This window comes from Singulisphaera chitinilytica (genome assembly GCF_049331405.1).
GTDB lineage: Bacteria > Planctomycetota > Planctomycetia > Isosphaerales > Isosphaeraceae > PoT.
The window spans coordinates 6303386-6322167 of record NZ_CP186274.1 but is presented as its reverse complement, the minus strand read 5'-3'; the positions used below and the strand labels follow the sequence as shown (position 1 = coordinate 6322167).

Genomic DNA, 18782 nt, shown 5'->3' with positions numbered 1-18782 from the left:
TTTCACATAAGACTCCGATCAATCGAGGCGAGAAAGAAAGAAGGGAACCCGATGCGAGACCGGCAACCGAATCTCCCACGTCGCGAGGTCTTGCGGAGCATGGTCGGCGGCTCCTTGCTGCTGCCGGGCCTCGTCTCGCAGCTCCTCGCCGAGTCGGTCCCGCAAGGAGCCGCAGGCGCGGGGCCCCTCGACCCGCTTTCCCCGAAGTCGCCGCACTTCGCGGCCAAGGCCAAGCGGGTGATCTTCCTCTTCTCGACCGGCGGCGTGTCGCACATGGACACGTTCGACGAGAAGCCCAAGCTGTTTGCCGCCGACGGCAAGATGACGGGCGTCGGCGGCGGGCTCTCGAACGAGCAGCGCGTCCTGCTCAAGCCCCTGTGGAAGTACCAGCCGGGGGGCAAGAGCGGCACGAAGGTCAGCGACCTCTTCCCGCATATCCGGGACTGCATGGACGACATCAGCCTGATCCGCTCGATGAAGTCGGACGACAACGAGCACTACCAGGCCACCCTGGCGATCCACACCGGCTCGTTCTTCTTCTCCAGGCCTAGCATCGGGTCGTGGGTCAGCTACGGCCTGGGGACGATGAACCAGAATCTGCCGTCGTTCATGGTCCTGGCTCCCCACCTGCCTTACGCCGGGACGCAGGTGTATGCCAATGACTTCCTGCCGGCCTACCACCAGGGGGTCCGGATCGTCCCCGGCCCCACGCCGATCGCGAACCTCGACCGCAGGACGCCCCAGGCCAAGATCCAGGAGATGGAGCTGGGCCTGGCCGAGGCATTCAACCGCCGCCATCGCGAGCGCCACGGCAATGACATGGAGCTCGCCGCCCGGATCCGGACGTTCGAGACCGCCTTCCACATGCAGACCGAGGCGAAGGACGCCTTCGAGATCAACCAGGAATCCGACAAGGTCCTCGACCTCTACGGGCTCAAGCGAGGCCAGACCGATAGCTTCGGCTGGCAGTGCCTCGTGGCCAGACGCCTCGTCGAGCGAGGGGTCCGCTTCGTCGAGCTGATCGACGGCAGTTCGAGCGCCAACTGGGACTCGCACGGCGACATGGCCGACCACGGCCCGAGGGCTAAGGCCATCGACCAGCCTATCGCCGGGCTCCTGAAAGATCTCAAGCGGCTGGGGATGCTCGACGACACGCTCGTCGTCTGGACGACCGAGTTCGGCCGCACCCCCGGCATCGACGGCACCAAGGGGCGCGGGCACCACAGCGCCTGCTTCTCATCATGGCTCGCCGGCGGCGGGGTGAAGGGGGGCTACACCTACGGCTGCACCGACGAGCTCGGGGCCAGAGTCGCCGAGAACCCCGTCCACGTCCACGACTTCCACGCGACGATCCTGCACCTCCTCGGGATCGACCACACCCGCCTGACCTACCGCCACGCCGGCCGCGACTATCGCCTCACCGACGTGAAAGGGAACGTCGTCCACGACATCATCGCCTGATCCGAAGCATCCGAGCAGGATCCCGAAGCCTCCCAACAAGAAACCGAGCGGTCGGTCCCAGGCGTGACCGACCGCTCGGTTTTCGCCATTTTCGGCTCGACCGACCCCACCTCTCGCCTCTTCGCAAGGCATTCATGCCTTGAAAAGCCAAAAACGCCAATGTATCGTCACCCGGGTCGATATATCAAAAGCCTCGATCCCCGGTCTCATGAAATTCCAGTCAAACGAGCAAGTGCTTCTGGCAATCTGGGGTGCTTTTTGCAATTATGGCAATCCTGGAAAGACGGAACAGGAGTATCGAGGGAGACGCAAGCCAAGCGGTGTCTTGGAATCTTCTGAGGGGGCATGCGTTCCATGTCGGATGCGGGATTCGCTCGCGTTGACCTCAAGCTGACGAGATGCGACCGGGAGCCGATCCACATTCCCGGCGCGATCCAGCCGCATGGTTTCCTCCTGACGTTGAGGTCGGACGACCTGACGATCCTTCGCGTCAGCGCCAATCTGCCCGGGTTCCTGGGCATCGACGCCGATCGGCTCATCGGCCGGCCCCTGGCCGAATTCGTCGAGGAAGGCCTGATCGGCCGCCTCGTCGAGGCCCTGCGGCAGGGCGACGCGAATGAGATCAACCCCGCCGTCGCCAGGTTCCTCGCCTCCCCGCAGAGTGACTTCGACGCGATCCTCCACGTCGGGGGAGATGAGACCATCCTCGAGCTGGAGCCGCGGTCGCTCGACCTTCGGGAACGAGAGGCGGCGTCGCTGGCGACCCTCCGGGGGTCCCTCGCTCGGGTCCAGGCGGCCGCGAGTCTCGAGGCCCTCTGCCAGACGACGGTCGACGAGGTCCGCCGGCTCACCGGCTTCGACCGGGTCATGATCTATCGGTTCGACGCCGACTGGAACGGCCAGGTGATCGCCGAGGCCAGGAACGAGGCGGTCGCGACGTTCCTGGGCCACCACTTCCCGGCCGGCGACATCCCGCCGCAGGCCAGGCAGCTCTACATTCACAATTACGTACGCATCATCCCCGACGCGGCCTACGAGCCCGCGGCGGTCCTCGGCGGCGACGATAAGCTCGACATGAGCCCTTGCGTGCTCCGCAGCGTATCGCCGGTCCATCTGGAATACATGCGGAACATGGGCGTGGCGGCCTCGATGAGCCTCTCGCTCGTCCGCGAGGGGCAGTTGTGGGCCCTGGTCGCCTGCCATCATTACGCCCCGAGGTACCTCGCCTACTCGACCCGCCAGAATTGCGAGCTGCTCGGCCGGCTCGTCTCGGCGCAGATCGAGGCCAGGGAGGCCGCCGATCTCTCCCGGTATCGGGACGAACGCACGGCGCTCCAGTCGAAGTTCCTCGAAGCGATCGCCTCGGGCGACCATTTCGGCGACACGCTGACAGGGGCGGCCCCGAACCTGCTCGACTACGTCGAGGCGGCCGGGGTCGCGGTGCTCTTCGAGGACCGCTGCGCGGTCGCCGGGGCGACCCCCGATCGCAACGCGCTCGAGGCCCTCCGCCAGTGGCTCATGGCCGGTCCCGAGGCCCCGATCTTCCACTCCCACTCTCTCCCATCCGTTTACGCGCCCGCGGAGTTGTGGAAGGACCTCGCCTGCGGCCTCCTGGCCGTGGAGGTCGTCCGCGAGAAGCGGGGACACGTCCTCTGGTTCCGCCCCGAGGTCGTCCGCACGGTGACCTGGGGGGGCGACCCGACCAGGTCGACGACGGTCGAGAACGGATCGACCCGGATCGGCCCGAGGAAGTCGTTCGAGGCTTGGAAGCAGCTCCTCCAGGGGCAGTCGCTGCCGTGGTCGGCCCGCGAGGTCGAGGCCGCGGCGTCGCTGCGCAACGTGCTGGTGAGCGTCGCAATGGCCGAGGTCCAGCGCCTCGAGGCCCAGACGCGGCTGCGGCACGAGGCCAACCACGATGCCCTCACGGGCCTACCCAACCGGATGCTCCTCCAGCGCAGGATCGAGCAGGCGATCAGGAACGCCACCGAGCCCGAGCAGACCCTCGCCTTGCTCCTGATCGACCTGGACCGATTCCGGGAGATCAACGACACCTTCGGGCATCATTACGGCGACCTCGCGCTCCAGCAGCTCCACCCGCGCTTCCGGCAGGTGCTGCGGCGGGCCGATACCATCGCCAGGCTCGGGGGCGATGAGTTCGGGATCCTGCTCCCCGACGCCGACGAGGCGGGCGCCTTGGAGGTCGCCAGGAAGCTGCTGGAATGCCTGGTCCCCCCCATCGAGGTGCACGACCAGAGCCTCGAGGTCAGCGGCAGCATCGGGATCGCCCTCTTCCCGGGGCATGGCAGGGATTCGATCACGCTCGTAAGGCGGGCCGACGTGGCGAGGTACGCGGCCAAGCGGGCCCATCGCGGCCTCGCCGTCTTCTCGCCCGAGCTTTCCCCGTACAATCCGGGGCGGCTCCCCCTGATCTCCGAGCTGCGTCGGGCCGTCGAGCGGGACCAGCTCCTGCTGCACTATCAGCCCAAGGTCGACCTCTGCACGATGCAGCCGTTCGGGGCGGAGGCCCTGATCCGCTGGTCGCACCCTCGCGAAGGCCTGATGCCTCCCGACGCCTTCATCCCCCTGGCCGAGCAGACGGGCCTGATCCGCCCCCTCGACTTCTGGGCCCTGGACGCCGCACTCCGCCAGTGCCGCGACTGGCAGGGAAGGGGGATGGGGCTCAACGTCGCCGTCAACCTGGCCGCGGTGAGCCTCCAGGACCACGACCTCCTGCCCACGATCGCCCGGATCCTCCGCGGCGCCGAGGCGGATCCGGCCTGGCTGACGGTCGAGATCACCGAGAGCGCCATGATCGAGGAGCCGTCGAGGGCGATGGAGGTCCTGAGCCAGATCCACGCGATGGGAGTCCGGATCGCGATCGACGACTTCGGCACCGGCTACTCCTCCCTCGCCTACCTCAAGGATCTCCCCGTCGACGAGGTGAAGGTCGACCGCTCCTTCGTGAAGAACATCACGACCAACGCCAAGACCGCCCACATCGTGCAATCGGTGATCGAGCTGGGCCACGGCCTCGGCCTGAGCGTCATCGCCGAGGGCATCGAGGACCAGGAGACCGCCGACCTCCTCACGTCGATGGGCTGCGACGGAGCCCAGGGCTTTTTCTTCAGCCGCCCGATCCCGCCCACCGACTTCGCGGGCTGGATGAACTCCTGGCCGGACGCCTTCACGCCGCCCGCATGAATCTGGCGACGATCAAATCCGGGGCGGTCTCGGCGTCGACTTGAGGTGGAAACGCGGGGCGGAACGTGACACGATTGTCAGTTCGGGCCGAGTCGGCCGCCCGGCGATGCCGAGGCCGAGGCAAGGTCGTCCATCGCGGCCCGCCCCGTGGCAATCTCCCGAGGAAGACATGGTCGACGAAATCGTCATCGATAGCCCCCTCGACATGCACGCGCATCTCCGGCAAGACGAGATGCTCCGCCTCGTCGCGCCCCTCACGTCGCGGTCGTGGGCCGGCGTGATGGCGATGCCGAACCTCTCCCCCATCGTCGACTCCCCGGCCGCGGCGGTCGCCTACCGCGCGGCGATCCTCGAGGCGGCGAAGGAAGGCTCGGACGAGCCATTCGAGGCCTATACGACCCTCTACTTCCAGACGCACTATACCCGGGATTTCCTGGCGGACGCGAAGCCGCACATCCTCTCGATCAAGTTCTACCCGCGGGGGATGACGACGAACTCGAGCCACGGTTGCGACCCGGCCGACCCGGGCGTCTACGATGTGCTCGCCAGTATGGAGGAACTCGGGATCCCCCTCTCCGTCCACCCGGAGGCCGAGGGCTATTACCACGACCGCGAGGAGCTCTTCGGCAAGTTCGTCCGCGACTGGGTCCGCCGGTTCCCGAAGCTGAAGGTCATCCTCGAGCACCTCTCCGACCGCCACAGCGTCGCCTTGCTCGACCTCCCGAACGTCCACGCCACGATCACGCCGCAACACCTGATGACGACCGGCAACGACTGGTTCGGCCCGCCGTTCAACCCGCACCTGTATTGCATGCCCTGCGTCAAGCGGCCCGAGGATCGCGACGCCCTCCTGCAGGCGTGCTTCTCGGATCACCCCGCGAAGATCATGGCCGGGACCGACTCGGCCCCGCACACCGAGGACCGCAAGGTGGCCTGCGGCTGTGCCGGCGTCTTCTCCGCGCCGATCGCCATCCAGCTCTATGCCCAGGTCTTCGCGAGTGCGGGCAAGGAGAACATGCTCCAGGCCTTCCTCAGCGACAACGCCCGCCGGATCTACGGCATCACCCCGCCCAAACGCACCGTCAGGCTCGTGAGGGAGCCGTTCGCCATCCCCAGCTCCTACGGCAACGTGATCCCGATGTGGGCGGGCGGGACCCTCGAATGGAGCATCAAGGCCTGACTTGAGGACGATCTGACGAGGGATCGAGGCCCGACGGCAGAGGTCGAGCCGCGAGGCGGCCGATTCGCCTTGACGACCCCGGCGGTTTCCCGACAATGCCCAGGCGCCGGGGTCTACGCCTCTCGATGGATCGAGTCGCGGCCGGTGACGCCTCGGACCAAGGATCGGGATGTGTTCCATCCAGGACCGAGGACCATCCCGCGTCTCTCCGCCGCGATCGCGATGAGTATCGCGCTCGCCTGCTCGGGCTGCGCCTTCGGGCCGTTCGCGTTGGAGCGCTCGCACGGCCGATACAACGAGGCCGTCCGGAAGGTCGAAGAGGAGCAGCTCCTGCGCAACCTCGTCCACATGCGCTACAACGAGGTGCCGCTCAACCTCAACGTCTCGTCGATCGCCGCGCAGTATGAGCTCGCGGGCGGTGCCGAGGCGAGGCCCTTCTTCGAGGCCCCCAATCCCTCGGGCAGCACATTCCGGTCCTTCACGTCGATCCTTCCCGACATCAACGTCAGCGGGGCCAACCGGCCGACCGTGACCCTGCTCCCGTCGGACAACGGGGCGGCCGTCGAGAAGTTCCTCACGCCGATCTCGATCGAGACGTTCATCCTGCTCCAGCAGACGAGCTGGCCGGCGGCGACGATCCTGCGCCTCTGGGTCGAGCGGGTCAACGGCCTGCCGAACGCAGTCACCGCCAGCGGCCCCCAGCGCGACATCGTCCCCGATTTCGCGCGATTCCGCCGCGTGACGGAATTGATCCAGGCGTCCTACGACCTGGGCCTCGCCGAGGTGAAACCCGAGGAACACCTCGCCGAGGTCGGAGGCCCCTTGCCGCAATCGGCCATGGTCGCCACGGCGGCCGTCGAGGCGGCGAAGAACAGCCTCGAATATCGACCTCGCGGCGACGGGACGACCTGGTCCCTCCTCCGCAAGGAGCGCCGGCTCGTCATCGAACTGCATCCCCACGCCCTCGGCCACCCAGTCATCGAGGAGATGGTCGGCCTGCTGAATCTCCAGCCGGGCCGGACCCGCTACGAGGTCGTCGTCGTGCGAGGGAACATGCCGGACCCGCTCCGGGTCCCGACTCCTCCCTCGAACCAATGCCAGGTCAGCCTGCGGTCGACGGCGCAGGTCTACTTCTACCTGGCCAACGGCGTCGAGGTCCCCTGCGACCACCTCGACGCGGGGCTCGTGAGACTCCCGACGGGCCCGGACGGGCTCCCCTTCGATGAGAGGGCCGTCACCGAGGACCTCTTCACCGTTCACGCCTGCCGGGGACACAAGCCGCCGCCGACGGCCTTCGTCGCCGTGAAATACCGCGACTACTGGTATTACATCGACGACCGCGATCAGCAGAGCAAGGCGACGTTCGCCCTGGCGCTGTCGCTCAGCCGCCTCGACTTCGCCCGCCAGCAACCGGGCGGGCCATTCCTCACGCTGCCCGTCGGTCGTTGAGCCTGCGGGACAAGTCGAAGCGTCCGCTCCACCCTGGGCGACGCGGACGCGATCGGGTCGTCACTTCACCTTCTCGGCGGCCCGCTCCTTGGCCTCCTTGATCTCCTTCAAGGTCTCCTCCAGGATCGTGTAGGCGGAGAAGCTCGGCGGGATCGAACGAGGCGGGAACTGCTTGAACGTCGATGCGAATTTCACGACCTCTTCCATCGTCCCGTAGACGCCGCCGATCTGGTTGAGCAGCCAATCCCAGTAGGTGTTGGACGTGATGTCCGCCCGCTCGAACGGGTCCTGGTAGAGGTTGAAGATCTTCTGGAGGCGGAGCTTGGTGAACGGCTCGGCCCAGACGCCCAGCGTCCCCTGGAGGCGCTGCTCGGCGAAGACGTACTTCATGTCGCCCATCCGCAGGCCCACGAGCAGGCCGTCGTCGTCGGCGTAGAAGAACCTGTTGCGGGCGCTCTTGGCCCCGTTGTTGTTCGCCGCCGTGCCTGTCACAGAGCGGAGGAACTTCGACTGGTCGTAGCCATCGAGATGCACCTTGTAGTTGATGCCGTTGGCCGCGTACCCTTCCGCCAGCTTGCTGGCGATCTCCGGCTCGCCCGCGATGGAGCAGAGCGTGGGGATCCAGTCGTTGTGGCTCATCATCTCGTTCGTCACGGTCCCCGGCTTGATCACCCCCGGCCAGCGGACCATGCAAGGGACGCGGAAGGCCCCCTCCCAGTTGGTGTTCTTCTCCGAGCGGAACGGCGTCATCGCTCCGTCAGGCCAGGTGTTCATGTGCGGCCCGTTATCGGTCGTGTAGACGACGATCGTGTCGTCGGCGATCCCCATCTCATCCAGGGATTTTAGGATCGAGCCGATGGTCTCGTCGTGCTCGATCATGCCGTCGACGTACTCGCTGTTGCCGTGTTGGTATCGGCCGCGATGCTCGGGGCGGACATGCGTACGCAGGTGCATCCGGGTCGCGTTAAACCAGCAGAAGAAGGGCTTGTTCGCCGAGTGCTGGCGCTTCATGTAGTCGATGGCGGCGGCGGAGGTCTCGTCGTCGATCGTCTCCATCCGCTTCTTCGTGAGCGGGCCGCTATCCACGATGACCTGCTTGCCGACCTTGCCGAAGCGAGGGTCGACCGTGGGGTCGTCCTTGTCGCTGGCCTTGCACTTGAGCACGCCTCGAGGGCCGAACTTGGCGCGATAGGCCGGGTCCTTGGGATAGTCGGGCAGCTCGGGCTCCTCCTCGGCGTTCAGGTGGTAGAGGTTGCCGAAGAATTCGTCGAAGCCGTTGACGGTCGGCAGGGTCTCGTTGCGATCGCCGACGTGGTTCTTGCCGAACTGCCCCGTGGCATAGCCGAGGTTCTTGAGCAGGCCGCCGATGGACGGATCGAGCTGACTCATCCCCATCGGGGCGCCCGGGAACCCGACCTTCGTGAGCCCCGTGCGGATGCCGTGCTGCCCCGTGAGGAAGGCCGCACGCCCCGCGGTGCATGACTGCTCGCCATAGTAGTGGAGGAATCGGAGCCCCTCGTTGGCGATCCGATCGATATTCGGCGTCTCGAACCCCATCAGGCCGTCGCTGTAGGCGCTGATGTTCGTCGTGCCGATGTCGTCGCCGAAGATGACGAGGATGTTCGGCTTCTTCGAGCCACCCTCGGCCCTGGGAGCCGCCGATGGCCCTTGCTGCGCGGCGGCCGAGGCCAGGAGGATCTCCCGGCGCGAGGCCGTGGAGCACTGCTGGGGCGGCGTCTCCTCCGCCTCCACCGGCGCGGGGGCGACGGCCACGCGGGTCGCCTTCGGGGTGGTCTCGGAGCCTCGGATGAACCTCGGCTGCCCGTTGGCCGCGAGCCAGCCGAACAACGCCCCCGCCGCGATCGCCGCAGCCGTCCTCAAGGTCGAACCGGATCGCACGATGTCGTCCCCTTTCCCATTCCAGGCGCCAGGCCTCTTGGATGATGCACGTGGATCATATCCCGCCGGAAGTCATACCCCTCGCGCCGCGAGGATCGCTCGCGAGCCCGAGGGCAAGTCTGGCCAGATTCGACGCATCGGGGACCGGGTAGGCCGAAACGGCCCGCCCCGCACGTGACCCACTTTCCACTCCGGCGAACAGGACCGCCGTCATGATCCAACGCCGGTCGACGTAACGCAAGGGGCGGGGCCCGGCTCACGTCGTCATCATAAATCCTGATTACGGGCGGGAGAAAGGCAGCATGGACGAGATCCACACCGTTCGAAGTTGCGACTCCATGAAGCCGCGACCATAACTTTACAAGTATAAAAAATATGAAAAATAATAATTTTTACCACTCATAACATGACGCATTCCGGGCCTATTCCATCCCTCGGCCGCAGAGAGTCTTTCTCCTTCCAATTTCTCCCCGATCGGCCATGATCGACGCCCCATTCATCTCGCGTGCGGGCAGTCGGACGATCCAGCTCATCGTCGATGATGCGGCGAATCCGCCTCGGGAGTGGCTCGCAAGGCGAAGTCCTCTTGCCTTAGCGAAGGCAATCCGACTATAAATTCTCAACACCCTATAGACTTATATAAAGCTTGTCGAATTTCTGTCTAGGTGATTTCCCGAATTCGCTAGCCATAGCGATATCGTCAAGTTCCTTGAGGGAAGACATCCCGTAGTCCTCCGATCCGCCCTGGGGATGCACGGCATGTACAATGATCAGCAGATCCGGGCGGTGATCGCCCGGGGCGTCTCCATCATGATTTGCTATCGCCGCGACACGGAGAACCCTCGAGTCAAATGTGAGATGATCGCGAGGGCCGAATCGCTGGGCGGACTGGTGGATGAGCTGGCGATGTGCCCCTCCGAATTGGATCGCCTGATCCTGCGGCCGGTCAAGGACGAGTTGATCATCCGCTACGGCCCCGATATCGGGCCCAAGCTCTACGCCGAGTTCCTCGCCGCCTTCGATGACGGACTCCGACTCCATCACGAAGCCGCGCCCCCTGCGCCCGAGCACGACTCACCCGTCGAGCCGCCCGTCGGCAGCGAGGCAATCACCGAACCGGGAGGGGGGAACGAGCAACCCGCCGAGCAAGCCACGCCGTGACTACCTCGTTCGACCGGCTCCGCCTGGTAATCCACGCCCCACGCGTCCTTGCCACATCTGGTGACACGAGGTTCCTCGTAGCCTCTCAGGCCAATGAGATCTGGCCTCTCAGAGCTTTACTTCTCTATTTCAACTAAATGTCAAAATGAAAGTCCGATAACAACGACACGGCCGCACTCGCCCCGTACAAACGAGGCGTTTGCAGTCCCAATCATTCGCATCGAGGGGCAATGGATTTCAGGGGAGAAGAGAGGCTGCGACGCCAATGAACCAATGAACGACGAAAGGCCGGGATGACCCGGCCCTTATCCGTCGACTGATATTGCTGAGACAAGAAATGATCGCAAACCTGTGTGATAGTGTGGACTTACACACCACCAACACTTTCTCATAACTTTCGGGATTCTCGCCGCAAGAGGTTGGCTTGCGGGGCTTTGCGCCGGCCCGCGTGGCCCTGCGCTAGTGCCCCCCGTAGGACTCGAACCTACAACCCGCTGATTAAGAGTCAGCTGCTCTGCCAATTGAGCTAGGGAGGCGACTGACTGTCGTAGCCAGAGAGAACATTATCAGCCGGCGGAGGCCAAATTACAAGACCCTAGTCCCGGACTTTTCGAAGGTTTTCATTGAGCGATGAAACGACCCAAAACACGAGGGGAAGGTCATGCTTCCGCAGGCCGGCAGTATGAAGGAATACGAGATGCCAATAGGCTCGACCGGGTCGGCTTGATATAATCAAAGCGAGTGAAGGGGATTGGAATTCTCCAGGTTCAGCTCACCCTGAGAGTCAAAAGGCGATGCGCCGGGACTTGGACGACACGCTACAGGGTTGGCCCTACGAACCCGAGCCAGGTGAGGTCATCGCTCGCGAGGTCCGTGCGCGAGACGGCCGGACCGTGATCCAGGTCCGGGTCGAGCTGGGCGTGCTCCAGATGGAGATCGGCGGCCGTCCGGACGGCCTCAAGCCGCACGGATTCGCCACCTACCTCGAATACCTGCGCTATCGGGCCGCCGGGAAGGGGAACGCCAAGTCGAGCCGGGCCTCGGCGTGGACGATGTCCACCGAACACTGCACGGCCGCCGACCGCGAGCTGATGCAGTTCCACCATCGCCGGCTCGCCTGGCTGACCCTGCAGCGCTACGACAAGGCGCTCCTCGACGCCGAACACACGCTTGCGATGATGGACTTCATCGCGGAACACAGCAACGACGCGGAGTACATCGCCTCGCACGAGCGATTGAGGCCCCTCGTCCTCTTCCACCGCACCCAGGCCCTGGCCGCGCTCGCTCTCGAACGGCGCAAGCCCGAAGAGGCCGTCGACATCGTCCGCGAGGGGATCGACCGGCTCACGACCCCGCCCAGGCACGACGCCGATGAGGATGAGGACGAGGACGAGGCGGAATCGGGGGAGTCCCCCAATCAACCGCTCATCGAGCAGCTCCGGATCCTCGAGCAAGACATCCGCAAGAACTTCTCGGTCCAGAAGACGCTCAAAGAGCAGCTCGACGAGGCCGTGGCCGACGAGGACTACGAGCGCGCCGCCAAGCTCCGCGACCAGATCCGAGCCAGGGCCCGACGCTGAGGCTCGGGCCCTTCGGATTCCAACCTCAAGCGGGCCAGGCGACGCTGGCGGCGGGGAAAATCGGCCCCTCGACACAGACGCGGCGGAGGTCGACCGAACCATCCTCCTGACGGATCGGCGCGACGCAACTGAAGCAGGCGCCGAAGCCGCAGGCCATGTGGTTCTCGAGCGAGAGCAGGCAAGGGACGCCGTACTGTTCGACGAGCCTCGTCAGCGCCGCGAGCATCGGGGGCGGGCCGCAACCGACGACCATCGCCGGCCGCGCTCCTCGCTCGAGCTTCGCCTGCAAGAGCTGCGTGACGAAGCCGTGATGCCCGGCCGAGCCGTCATCGGTCGCGAGTTCGACGGCAATCCCGGCAGCCTCGAAATCGGTGACCCCGGCGGCGAGCGCCGCGGTGCGGACGCCGTAGAGTAGGGTGGTCGACGTCGCATAGGGACCGCCGCGAGGCGTGTCGGGCAGGCTCACGCCATACTCGGCGGCTCCGAGCCACCAGCGGCCGAGCGCCAGGAAAGGGGTCTGGCCGATCCCGCCCGCCACGAAGACGACATCCCCCTGAGGCGGGGCGCCGAAGCCATGGCCGAGGGGTCCCCAGGTCGTCACCCGATCGCCGTGCCGACGTTTGGCCAGGGCCGACGTCCCCTTGCCGATCACGAGGTAGACGACGTCGACCGCGCAGGGATCCCCGTTCGAATCCCGGGCCACGTCGTAGACCGCAAAGGGCCTCCCCAGCAGGGGCGAGGTCTCTTCGGTCGGCCGGATCATGAGGAACTGGCCGGGGAGGATGGACCTGGCCATCTCGGGATCATCGAGCCGGATCCGGTAGGTGTCGCGGGCGACCTCGACGTTCTCGAGGACCGTCACACTCCGCTGGGCCACGCACGCAGGGGCAACCGCTTCCACGCTCGATTCCCTCGGCTAGCTAGATAAGGGCGATCGGATTCCCTCAAAGGCGTCCGGACGGTATCCGCCGGGGTGTTGCGAGGGTTCCGCAGGGGGCGAATCCAGGGTCCCGACCGGCCCTGCCAGGAGGCGAGGCCAGGTCGGGTTGGATCGCGACGCGAAGGCTCAGGGATCTTACTGGTCGCCGTCGTCCGCGGGGCGCGGGCGCCTCGGGCCGAGCGAGGCCCTCGGGAAACGCCCCTTCGGCATGGGGCGACGCCCTTCGGGGCGGGGACGACGCGGACCCGAGCCCGTGTCGAGCCCGATGATTCGCCGCGTGGGGGGCTCGTCGATTGGGGGCTTGGGACGCTTCGACGCCGGCCCCGACTGGGGCTGGGGTCGTCGCTGCGACGGGGGCGGGCCCGAAGGGCGAGGCACCGGAGGACGGCCCTGCGAGCCTTCACCGCCCGGTCTCTGGGCGGGGCCGGGTCGCGAGCCAGTTCCAGGGCCGGGTCGCGGGCCGGGACCAGTGCCAGGTCGAGGACCGGAACCGGGTCGCGGGGCGGGGCCGGAACCGGCTACGGCTCGACGCTGCGACGGCGGCAGTTCCCTGGGTCGGGTCACGGGGACTCGCTTCTGCGGCCCATCGTCCATCTCGTCCATTTGATAGGGCTGGCCCGACGGCGTCCGGGCGGGGCGAGGCCTTCGGTCCTGAGGGGCACCGGGGCCGTTCGGCCGACGCGCCGGCCCGCCCGCGTAAGGACCGCCGGGGCGACGGCTCCTGCCCGCGTTCGAGGCCCCCGCGCGGTTCCTGGGCGGACCCGCGTTGGGACCGGGTCGGTCGTGACCATAGCGAGGCTCGGCCCCTTCGCGGCTCCGGGGCCCGCCTTCGCCGGCACCCGCACCGGGACGCGGCCGATTCGTCGGCGTCCGGGTCGGCCGGGCGTTCGAGAATCGCAGCGGCGCGACGGCGATGCCGGCGGCGACCTTCTGCAGGAGCTCGATCTCGAGGCGGGAGAGGGAACGGTGTTCGCCGGGGGCGAGCCCCTTCAAGGTGATCGGCCCCACGGCGATGCGGGTCAGCGACATCACCTTGTGCCCGAGCTTCGCCAGCATCCGGCGCACTTCGCGGTTCTTGCCCTCGGCGAGGACCATCTCGAGGATGGTCGCCTGGCCCCTCTTGCCGACGACCTTGACCCGCTTGGCCTTCACCTTGCCTTCGGCGAGCCAGACCCCTTCGGTCAGCTTGTTGAGCACCTCGCGCTCGGGCGTGCCGGCCACCACCGCGCGATACAGCTTCTCGACGCCGAACTTCGGATGCGCCAGCTTGTTGGCGAGTTCGCCGTCATTGGTCAGGAGGATGAGGCCCATGCTCATCTCGTCGAGCCGGCCCACCGTGTAGACGCGCTGGGGGATCTCGGGGAGCAGGTCGACGACGCGGGGGCGGCCCGAGGGGTCGTTGTTCGTCGAGACGTAGCCCTTGGGCTTCGAAACGGCGAAGTAGACCATCCGCTCGGGCTGGATCCGCTGGCCGTCGAGGGCGATCTTCGATTTCTCGGGGTCCACGCGAGTCCCGAGCTCGCGGACCACCTGATTATCCACCGTGACCCGCCCTTGGAGGATGAGTTCCTCGCACGCGCGTCTCGAGCCGACCCCGGCATGGGCCAGCACTTTCTGGAGCCGGTCCAACCCGCCATCGGCCTCGGCATTGCGAGGCTTGGCCTTGGGCCTGGGTTTGGACGACGACGACTGAGCCGGTCGGGGCGGGCCCGCCGGGCTTTGGCGACGAGCGGGGCCGCGTCTTTGTCCCTCCCCGTGCGGAGGACGACGATTGGCCATGAGAATCTCGATCCTTAAGAGCAAGCCGAGCTCGGACCCTTGCGGTCCGCGCAAAAAAGACGAACGCCAGTCCGGCGTTCCTTGAATTCCACATCCTAGCCGTCCGCCCAACCCTCTGTCCAGACCCCAGCGGTTCGCAGCGGAGGCGGGACTTCATGAATTCCTGGGCACTCGCCAGCGAGAGTCGACGGAGAACACCCACACTCCGAACGAGAAGCGGTAGCCCGCATTCAAGTGTCCATACGATGACATTTCGAGCCTCCTGGTTCGACGCGGTGTATTCGTCGATCGTCCATGCTCCATGTTTCCCGATCTCAACACACGTCTGCCGCAAGGCAGTGCAGAACGCTCGAATCAACGGGCCCTGGCATCGTTCCGACACCTGAAGTACGTTTTCTGGGGCAATCATCCCTTTCGTGCAGAGGATCCCGGCCAAGCTCCACGATTCAGGATCCAGGGAAGCACGTCCGATACGATACGGAAAGGCCTGGACGGGTCATGGCTTGAGTCCGCGTCAATCAAACTCAGAGAGATCTGATTGATCAGGTATGGGCCGATCACGGAGGTTCCCATGAGCAGAGTTCGACTCAACGCGTTCCCCCTCCTCGCCGCGGTCGTCCTCGCGACGGCCTCCGGGCCCGCCCTGGGCCAGGAAACCAAGGCGTCGCCGGGCAACTCGAAGATCAAGCAGGTGACCGCCCCGAAGGGGGGCAAGGTCAAGCCGCTGGAGGATGCCGAGTGCCTCGAACTCGCCTCTAAGATCTCGGAGGCGATTGGTGCCAAGGATTTCGAAGATTTCAACCGAGTCTTCGATTTCAACGCCATGCTCGAGGCCATGAGCGATGGGATACCCACCACCGATGAGTTCCGCGAGGACTTCCACAAGAGAAGTCTGAAAAGCCTCCAGGGGGACCAGGGAATCTTCGAGCGCATCGCCGAGCAAGTGAGCCGGGGGGGGAGTTACACGTTCCTCCGCCTCCACTCGCGCGATCAGCGCAAGACGGCCCTGTTCCGGATGATCCTGCCGGAAGAGTCGGGCGTGAACTATCACGAGTACTACCTCGCCAGGAAACCCGACGGAGGCGTCCATGCGACCGATCTCTACGTCTACCTGTCCGGCGAGACCATGAGCCAGACCCTGCGTCGGTTCTACCTCCCAGTCGCCGCCAGCGTGCCGCAGAATCCGTTCTCGAAGTTCAGCGGCCCCGAGAAGGACCTCGTGAAGTCCTTCGACACGGTCAAGAAGATGACTCACGGCATCAACGAGCGCAAGTTCCAGGATACCCTCGACGCCTATTTCGAGCTGCCGCCCAGCCTCCGGAAAGACAAGTACATGCTGCTATTGCGCATCCAGGCCGCCCAGGGGGCGAACGACGACAAGGTCTATCATGAGTCGCTGCAGACCTTCCGTATCATGCACCCCAAAGACCCGTGCGTCGACATCTTCTCGATCGATTATTTCCTCTTGAACAAAGAATTTGACAAGTGCATGACCTGCATCGATCGAGTCGACAAGGAGCTGGGAGGCGACCCCTATCTTGACGTACTTCGCGTCGGCCTCCACCGCACCGAGAACAAGCTCGATGTCGCCTGGCAGGACGTCACCCGAGCCATGAAGCGCGAACCGACCCTCTTCCAGGCCTATGAGGCCCAGCTCGACCTCTCGCTCGCCCTCAAGAAGTACGACAGCACCCTCAGCTCCTTGAAGATCCTTCGCGAGCAATTCGGCATCGTCTTCAAGGACCTGTCCACCGTCCCCGAATACGCCGGCTTCGTCGCCTCGCCCGAGTACAAAGCGTGGGAGGCCTATGCGAAGGCGAAGAAGGGCGAAGGCAAGCTGGACGAGCCGACAAAGGAAAAGGCCGGCGACAAGTAAGCCGCCGGCCTTCAAACCGAGAACCGCCACGGTCGGTCAGGCGACCGGCGGGGGCGGAGCGGGTTGCTGCTGGGAGAGGCAGTGCAGGGTTCCGAGGCCCAGGACGAGGTCGACGGCGTGGATGCCCACGACCTCGCGGCCGGGGAAGAGGTCGGCGAGGGTGTTCAACGCCAGGCGGTCGGCGGGGTCGTTGAAGGTGGGGACGATGACCACGCCGTTGGCGATGTAGAAATTCGCATAGCTCGCCGGGAGCCGGAACCCCTCGAAGACGACGGGCGACGGCATCGGCAGGGTCACGACGCGGAGCGATTGGCCGTCCTGGTCGTGGGCCGCTTGCAGGCGCCTGAGGTTGTCCTGGAGCGGTTCGTAGTTCGGGTCGGATTCGCGGTGCTCGACCACCGTGACGACCGTGGTCGGATCCACGAAACGCGCCAGGTCATCGACATGCCCATGCGTGTCGTCGCCGTCGATGCCGCGGTCGAGCCAGATGACGTGCCGGGCGCCGAGGTAGTCGGCGAAGACACGCTCCATGTCGGTGCGGTCGAGGAGCGGGTTGCGCGCCTGGATCTCGCTGAGCAAGCATTCCTCGGTGGTGAGTAACGTCCCCTTGCCGTTGACGTCGATCGCGCCCCCTTCCAGGACGACGCGAACCGGCCGGCCCTCGACCTCGAAATAAGGCTCCCAGCGCTTCAGGGCCAGCTTATCCGCCACCTTCGACGGGATCCTGTCGTCGTGCAGGTGGTTGTCGTACTTGGCCCAGGCGTTGAACTTCCAGTCGAGCAGGGCGACGCGGTCGGCCTCGGCCCTGTCATTGACGAGGAAGGTCGGACCGGAGTCGCGAAGCCAGACCCGGTCCGTGGCCGCCTTGAAGAACGTGACTCGCTCCATGTCGACGCCGTGGGCGTCGAGCTGCTCGGCCACGCGCTCGCGACGCTTCCGCCCCTTGATGACGATGTTGACCCGCTCGCCCTTGGTCAGCAGGCGGACGATCTCGACATACACCCAGGGGACCGGCGCGAACTTGCCGGGCCAGTCCTCGCGGTTGTGCGGCCAGGCAATCCAGGTAGCCTCATGCGGCTCCCACTCGGCTGGCATCCGGTATCCGAGCGACGCGGGGGTTTCGACGGGGGGCTGGCTCATGAGGTCGGATCCAGGAAGCGTTGCGTGATCGGGCCGTAGGCGTCGATCCGGCGGTCGCGGAGGAAGGGCCAGTTTCGCCTGGTTTCTTCGATCAGGCGAGGGTCGCACTTCACCACCAGGACCTCTTCCTTATCCTGGCTGGTGCGGGCGAGGATCCGGCCGAAGGGGTCGGCGACGAATGAGCCGCCCCAGAACTCGAGGCCCCCCTCGCTCGGCCCCTCGTGGCCGATCCGATTCACGGCGGCGACGAAGAGGCCGTTGCTGATCGCGTGGGCGCGCTGCATCGTCTCCCAGGCCGAGGCCTGGGCCTCGCCGTACTCCGCCTTCTCGGCGGGGTGCCAGCCGATGGCGGTCGGGTAGAAGAGGACCTCGGCCCCCTTGAGGGCGGTCAGGCGCGCGGCCTCTGGATACCACTGATCCCAGCAGACGAGCGTGCCCACCCTGGCCACCGAAGTTTCAATCGCCTGGAAACCGAGGTCGCCGGGGGTGAAGTAATACTTCTCGTAATAGAGGGGGTCGTCGGGGATGTGCATCTTCCGATACATGCCCCGGGTCGAGCCGTCGGCGTCGAAGACGACCGCGGTGTTGTGGTAGACCCCGGCCGTCCGGCGCTCGAAGACCGAGCCGACGACGACCGTCTTCGTCTCCTTCGCGACCTTCGCGAGGGCCTCGGTGGTCGGCCCCGGGATCGGCTCGGCGAGGTCGAACAGCTTGGAGTCCTCGACCTGGCAGAAGTACTGCGAGCGGAAAAGTTCGGGCAGGCAGGTGACCTGCGCCCCCTTCGCGGCGGCCTCGCGCAGCATCTCGCAGGCCCGGCGCAAGTTGTCATCGGGATCTGTCGAGCACCGCATCTGCACCAACGCGATCGTGAATGGTCGAGCGGGTCGACTCATCGTGCGAACATCCCCCTGTAAACCCCTTCAGGTAGTCACTTCGGCGACGTTTTCCATCCTATCAGAGAGGTCAAGACCCCGCGACCCGGCGTCGATCCCTGGGATCGGCGGGCCCCTTTGCAGTAAGATCGGGGCCGTCGACATGCGAGGCAGAGCCGATCAAAGCGGCATCACCCGAGGAGTTCCAAACCATGACAGGCCTTCGAATCCGGTCGTTGCTGAT

At 65.8% G+C, this 18782-nt stretch carries 12 protein-coding genes and 1 tRNA gene; 7 read left to right on the top strand and 6 right to left on the bottom strand.

The window, feature by feature from the left end:
• Positions 1–51: 51 nt before the first annotated feature.
• From ACOYYX_RS25115 to ACOYYX_RS25100, 4 genes are all read left to right on the top strand, one after another.
• Complete coding sequence (locus ACOYYX_RS25115; protein WP_422924804.1) at positions 52–1461, top strand: DUF1501 domain-containing protein; 1410 nt, start codon at positions 52–54, stop codon at positions 1459–1461.
• Positions 1462–1815: 354 nt separating this feature from the next.
• Positions 1816–4662, top strand: a complete 2847-nt coding sequence (locus ACOYYX_RS25110) for an EAL domain-containing protein (protein ID WP_422924803.1) — start codon at positions 1816–1818, stop codon at positions 4660–4662.
• 169 nt (positions 4663–4831) lie between these two features.
• Positions 4832–5842, top strand: coding sequence for an amidohydrolase family protein (locus tag ACOYYX_RS25105; protein WP_422924801.1), 1011 nt, complete (start codon positions 4832–4834; stop codon positions 5840–5842).
• A gap of 171 nt (positions 5843–6013) precedes the next feature.
• On the top strand, positions 6014–7291 hold the full coding sequence (locus ACOYYX_RS25100; RefSeq protein ID WP_422924799.1) for a hypothetical protein: 1278 nt from the start codon (positions 6014–6016) through the stop codon (positions 7289–7291).
• A 60-nt stretch (positions 7292–7351) separates the two neighbouring features.
• On the opposite strand, the gene ACOYYX_RS25095 is transcribed toward ACOYYX_RS25100, so the two are convergent.
• On the bottom strand, positions 7352–8983 hold the full coding sequence (locus ACOYYX_RS25095; protein ID WP_422931662.1) for an arylsulfatase: 1632 nt from the start codon (positions 8981–8983) through the stop codon (positions 7352–7354).
• Between the two features lie 966 nt (positions 8984–9949).
• Between ACOYYX_RS25095 and ACOYYX_RS25090 the strand changes: the two genes are divergently transcribed.
• The gene (locus ACOYYX_RS25090) at positions 9950–10351 is read left to right on the top strand and encodes a hypothetical protein (RefSeq protein WP_422924798.1); all 402 of its coding nucleotides are present in this window, start codon (positions 9950–9952) and stop codon (positions 10349–10351) included.
• A 463-nt stretch (positions 10352–10814) separates the two neighbouring features.
• Here ACOYYX_RS25090 and ACOYYX_RS25085 read toward each other — a convergent pair.
• Positions 10815–10887, bottom strand: a tRNA-Lys gene (locus ACOYYX_RS25085).
• A gap of 270 nt (positions 10888–11157) precedes the next feature.
• On the opposite strand from ACOYYX_RS25085, the gene ACOYYX_RS25080 reads away from it, so the two are divergent.
• Positions 11158–11931: a UvrB/UvrC motif-containing protein gene (locus ACOYYX_RS25080; RefSeq protein ID WP_422924796.1), complete on the top strand. Its 774-nt coding sequence runs from the start codon at positions 11158–11160 to the stop codon at positions 11929–11931.
• Between the two features lie 25 nt (positions 11932–11956).
• Here ACOYYX_RS25080 and ACOYYX_RS25075 read toward each other — a convergent pair whose 3' ends face one another.
• Both ACOYYX_RS25075 and ACOYYX_RS25070 read right to left on the bottom strand, forming a co-directional pair.
• Positions 11957–12832 (bottom strand): dihydroorotate dehydrogenase electron transfer subunit, encoded by an 876-nt coding sequence (locus tag ACOYYX_RS25075; protein WP_422924794.1) that lies wholly within the window; start codon positions 12830–12832, stop codon positions 11957–11959.
• A gap of 174 nt (positions 12833–13006) precedes the next feature.
• On the bottom strand, positions 13007–14650 hold the full coding sequence (locus tag ACOYYX_RS25070) for a pseudouridine synthase (RefSeq protein WP_422924793.1): 1644 nt from the start codon (positions 14648–14650) through the stop codon (positions 13007–13009).
• A gap of 571 nt (positions 14651–15221) precedes the next feature.
• Between ACOYYX_RS25070 and ACOYYX_RS25065 the strand changes: the two genes are divergently transcribed.
• Entirely contained in the window at positions 15222–16526 is a 1305-nt protein-coding gene (locus tag ACOYYX_RS25065) for a hypothetical protein (RefSeq protein ID WP_422924791.1), read from the top strand.
• A gap of 36 nt (positions 16527–16562) precedes the next feature.
• Here ACOYYX_RS25065 and ACOYYX_RS25060 read toward each other — a convergent pair whose 3' ends face one another.
• Positions 16563–17666 (bottom strand): agmatine deiminase family protein, encoded by a 1104-nt coding sequence (locus ACOYYX_RS25060; protein ID WP_422924789.1) that lies wholly within the window; start codon positions 17664–17666, stop codon positions 16563–16565.
• Positions 17663–18559: a carbon-nitrogen hydrolase gene (locus tag ACOYYX_RS25055; protein WP_422924787.1), complete on the bottom strand. Its 897-nt coding sequence runs from the start codon at positions 18557–18559 to the stop codon at positions 17663–17665. Before ACOYYX_RS25055 ends, ACOYYX_RS25060 begins: the two co-directional genes overlap by 4 nt.
• Positions 18560–18782 lie beyond the last annotated feature (223 nt).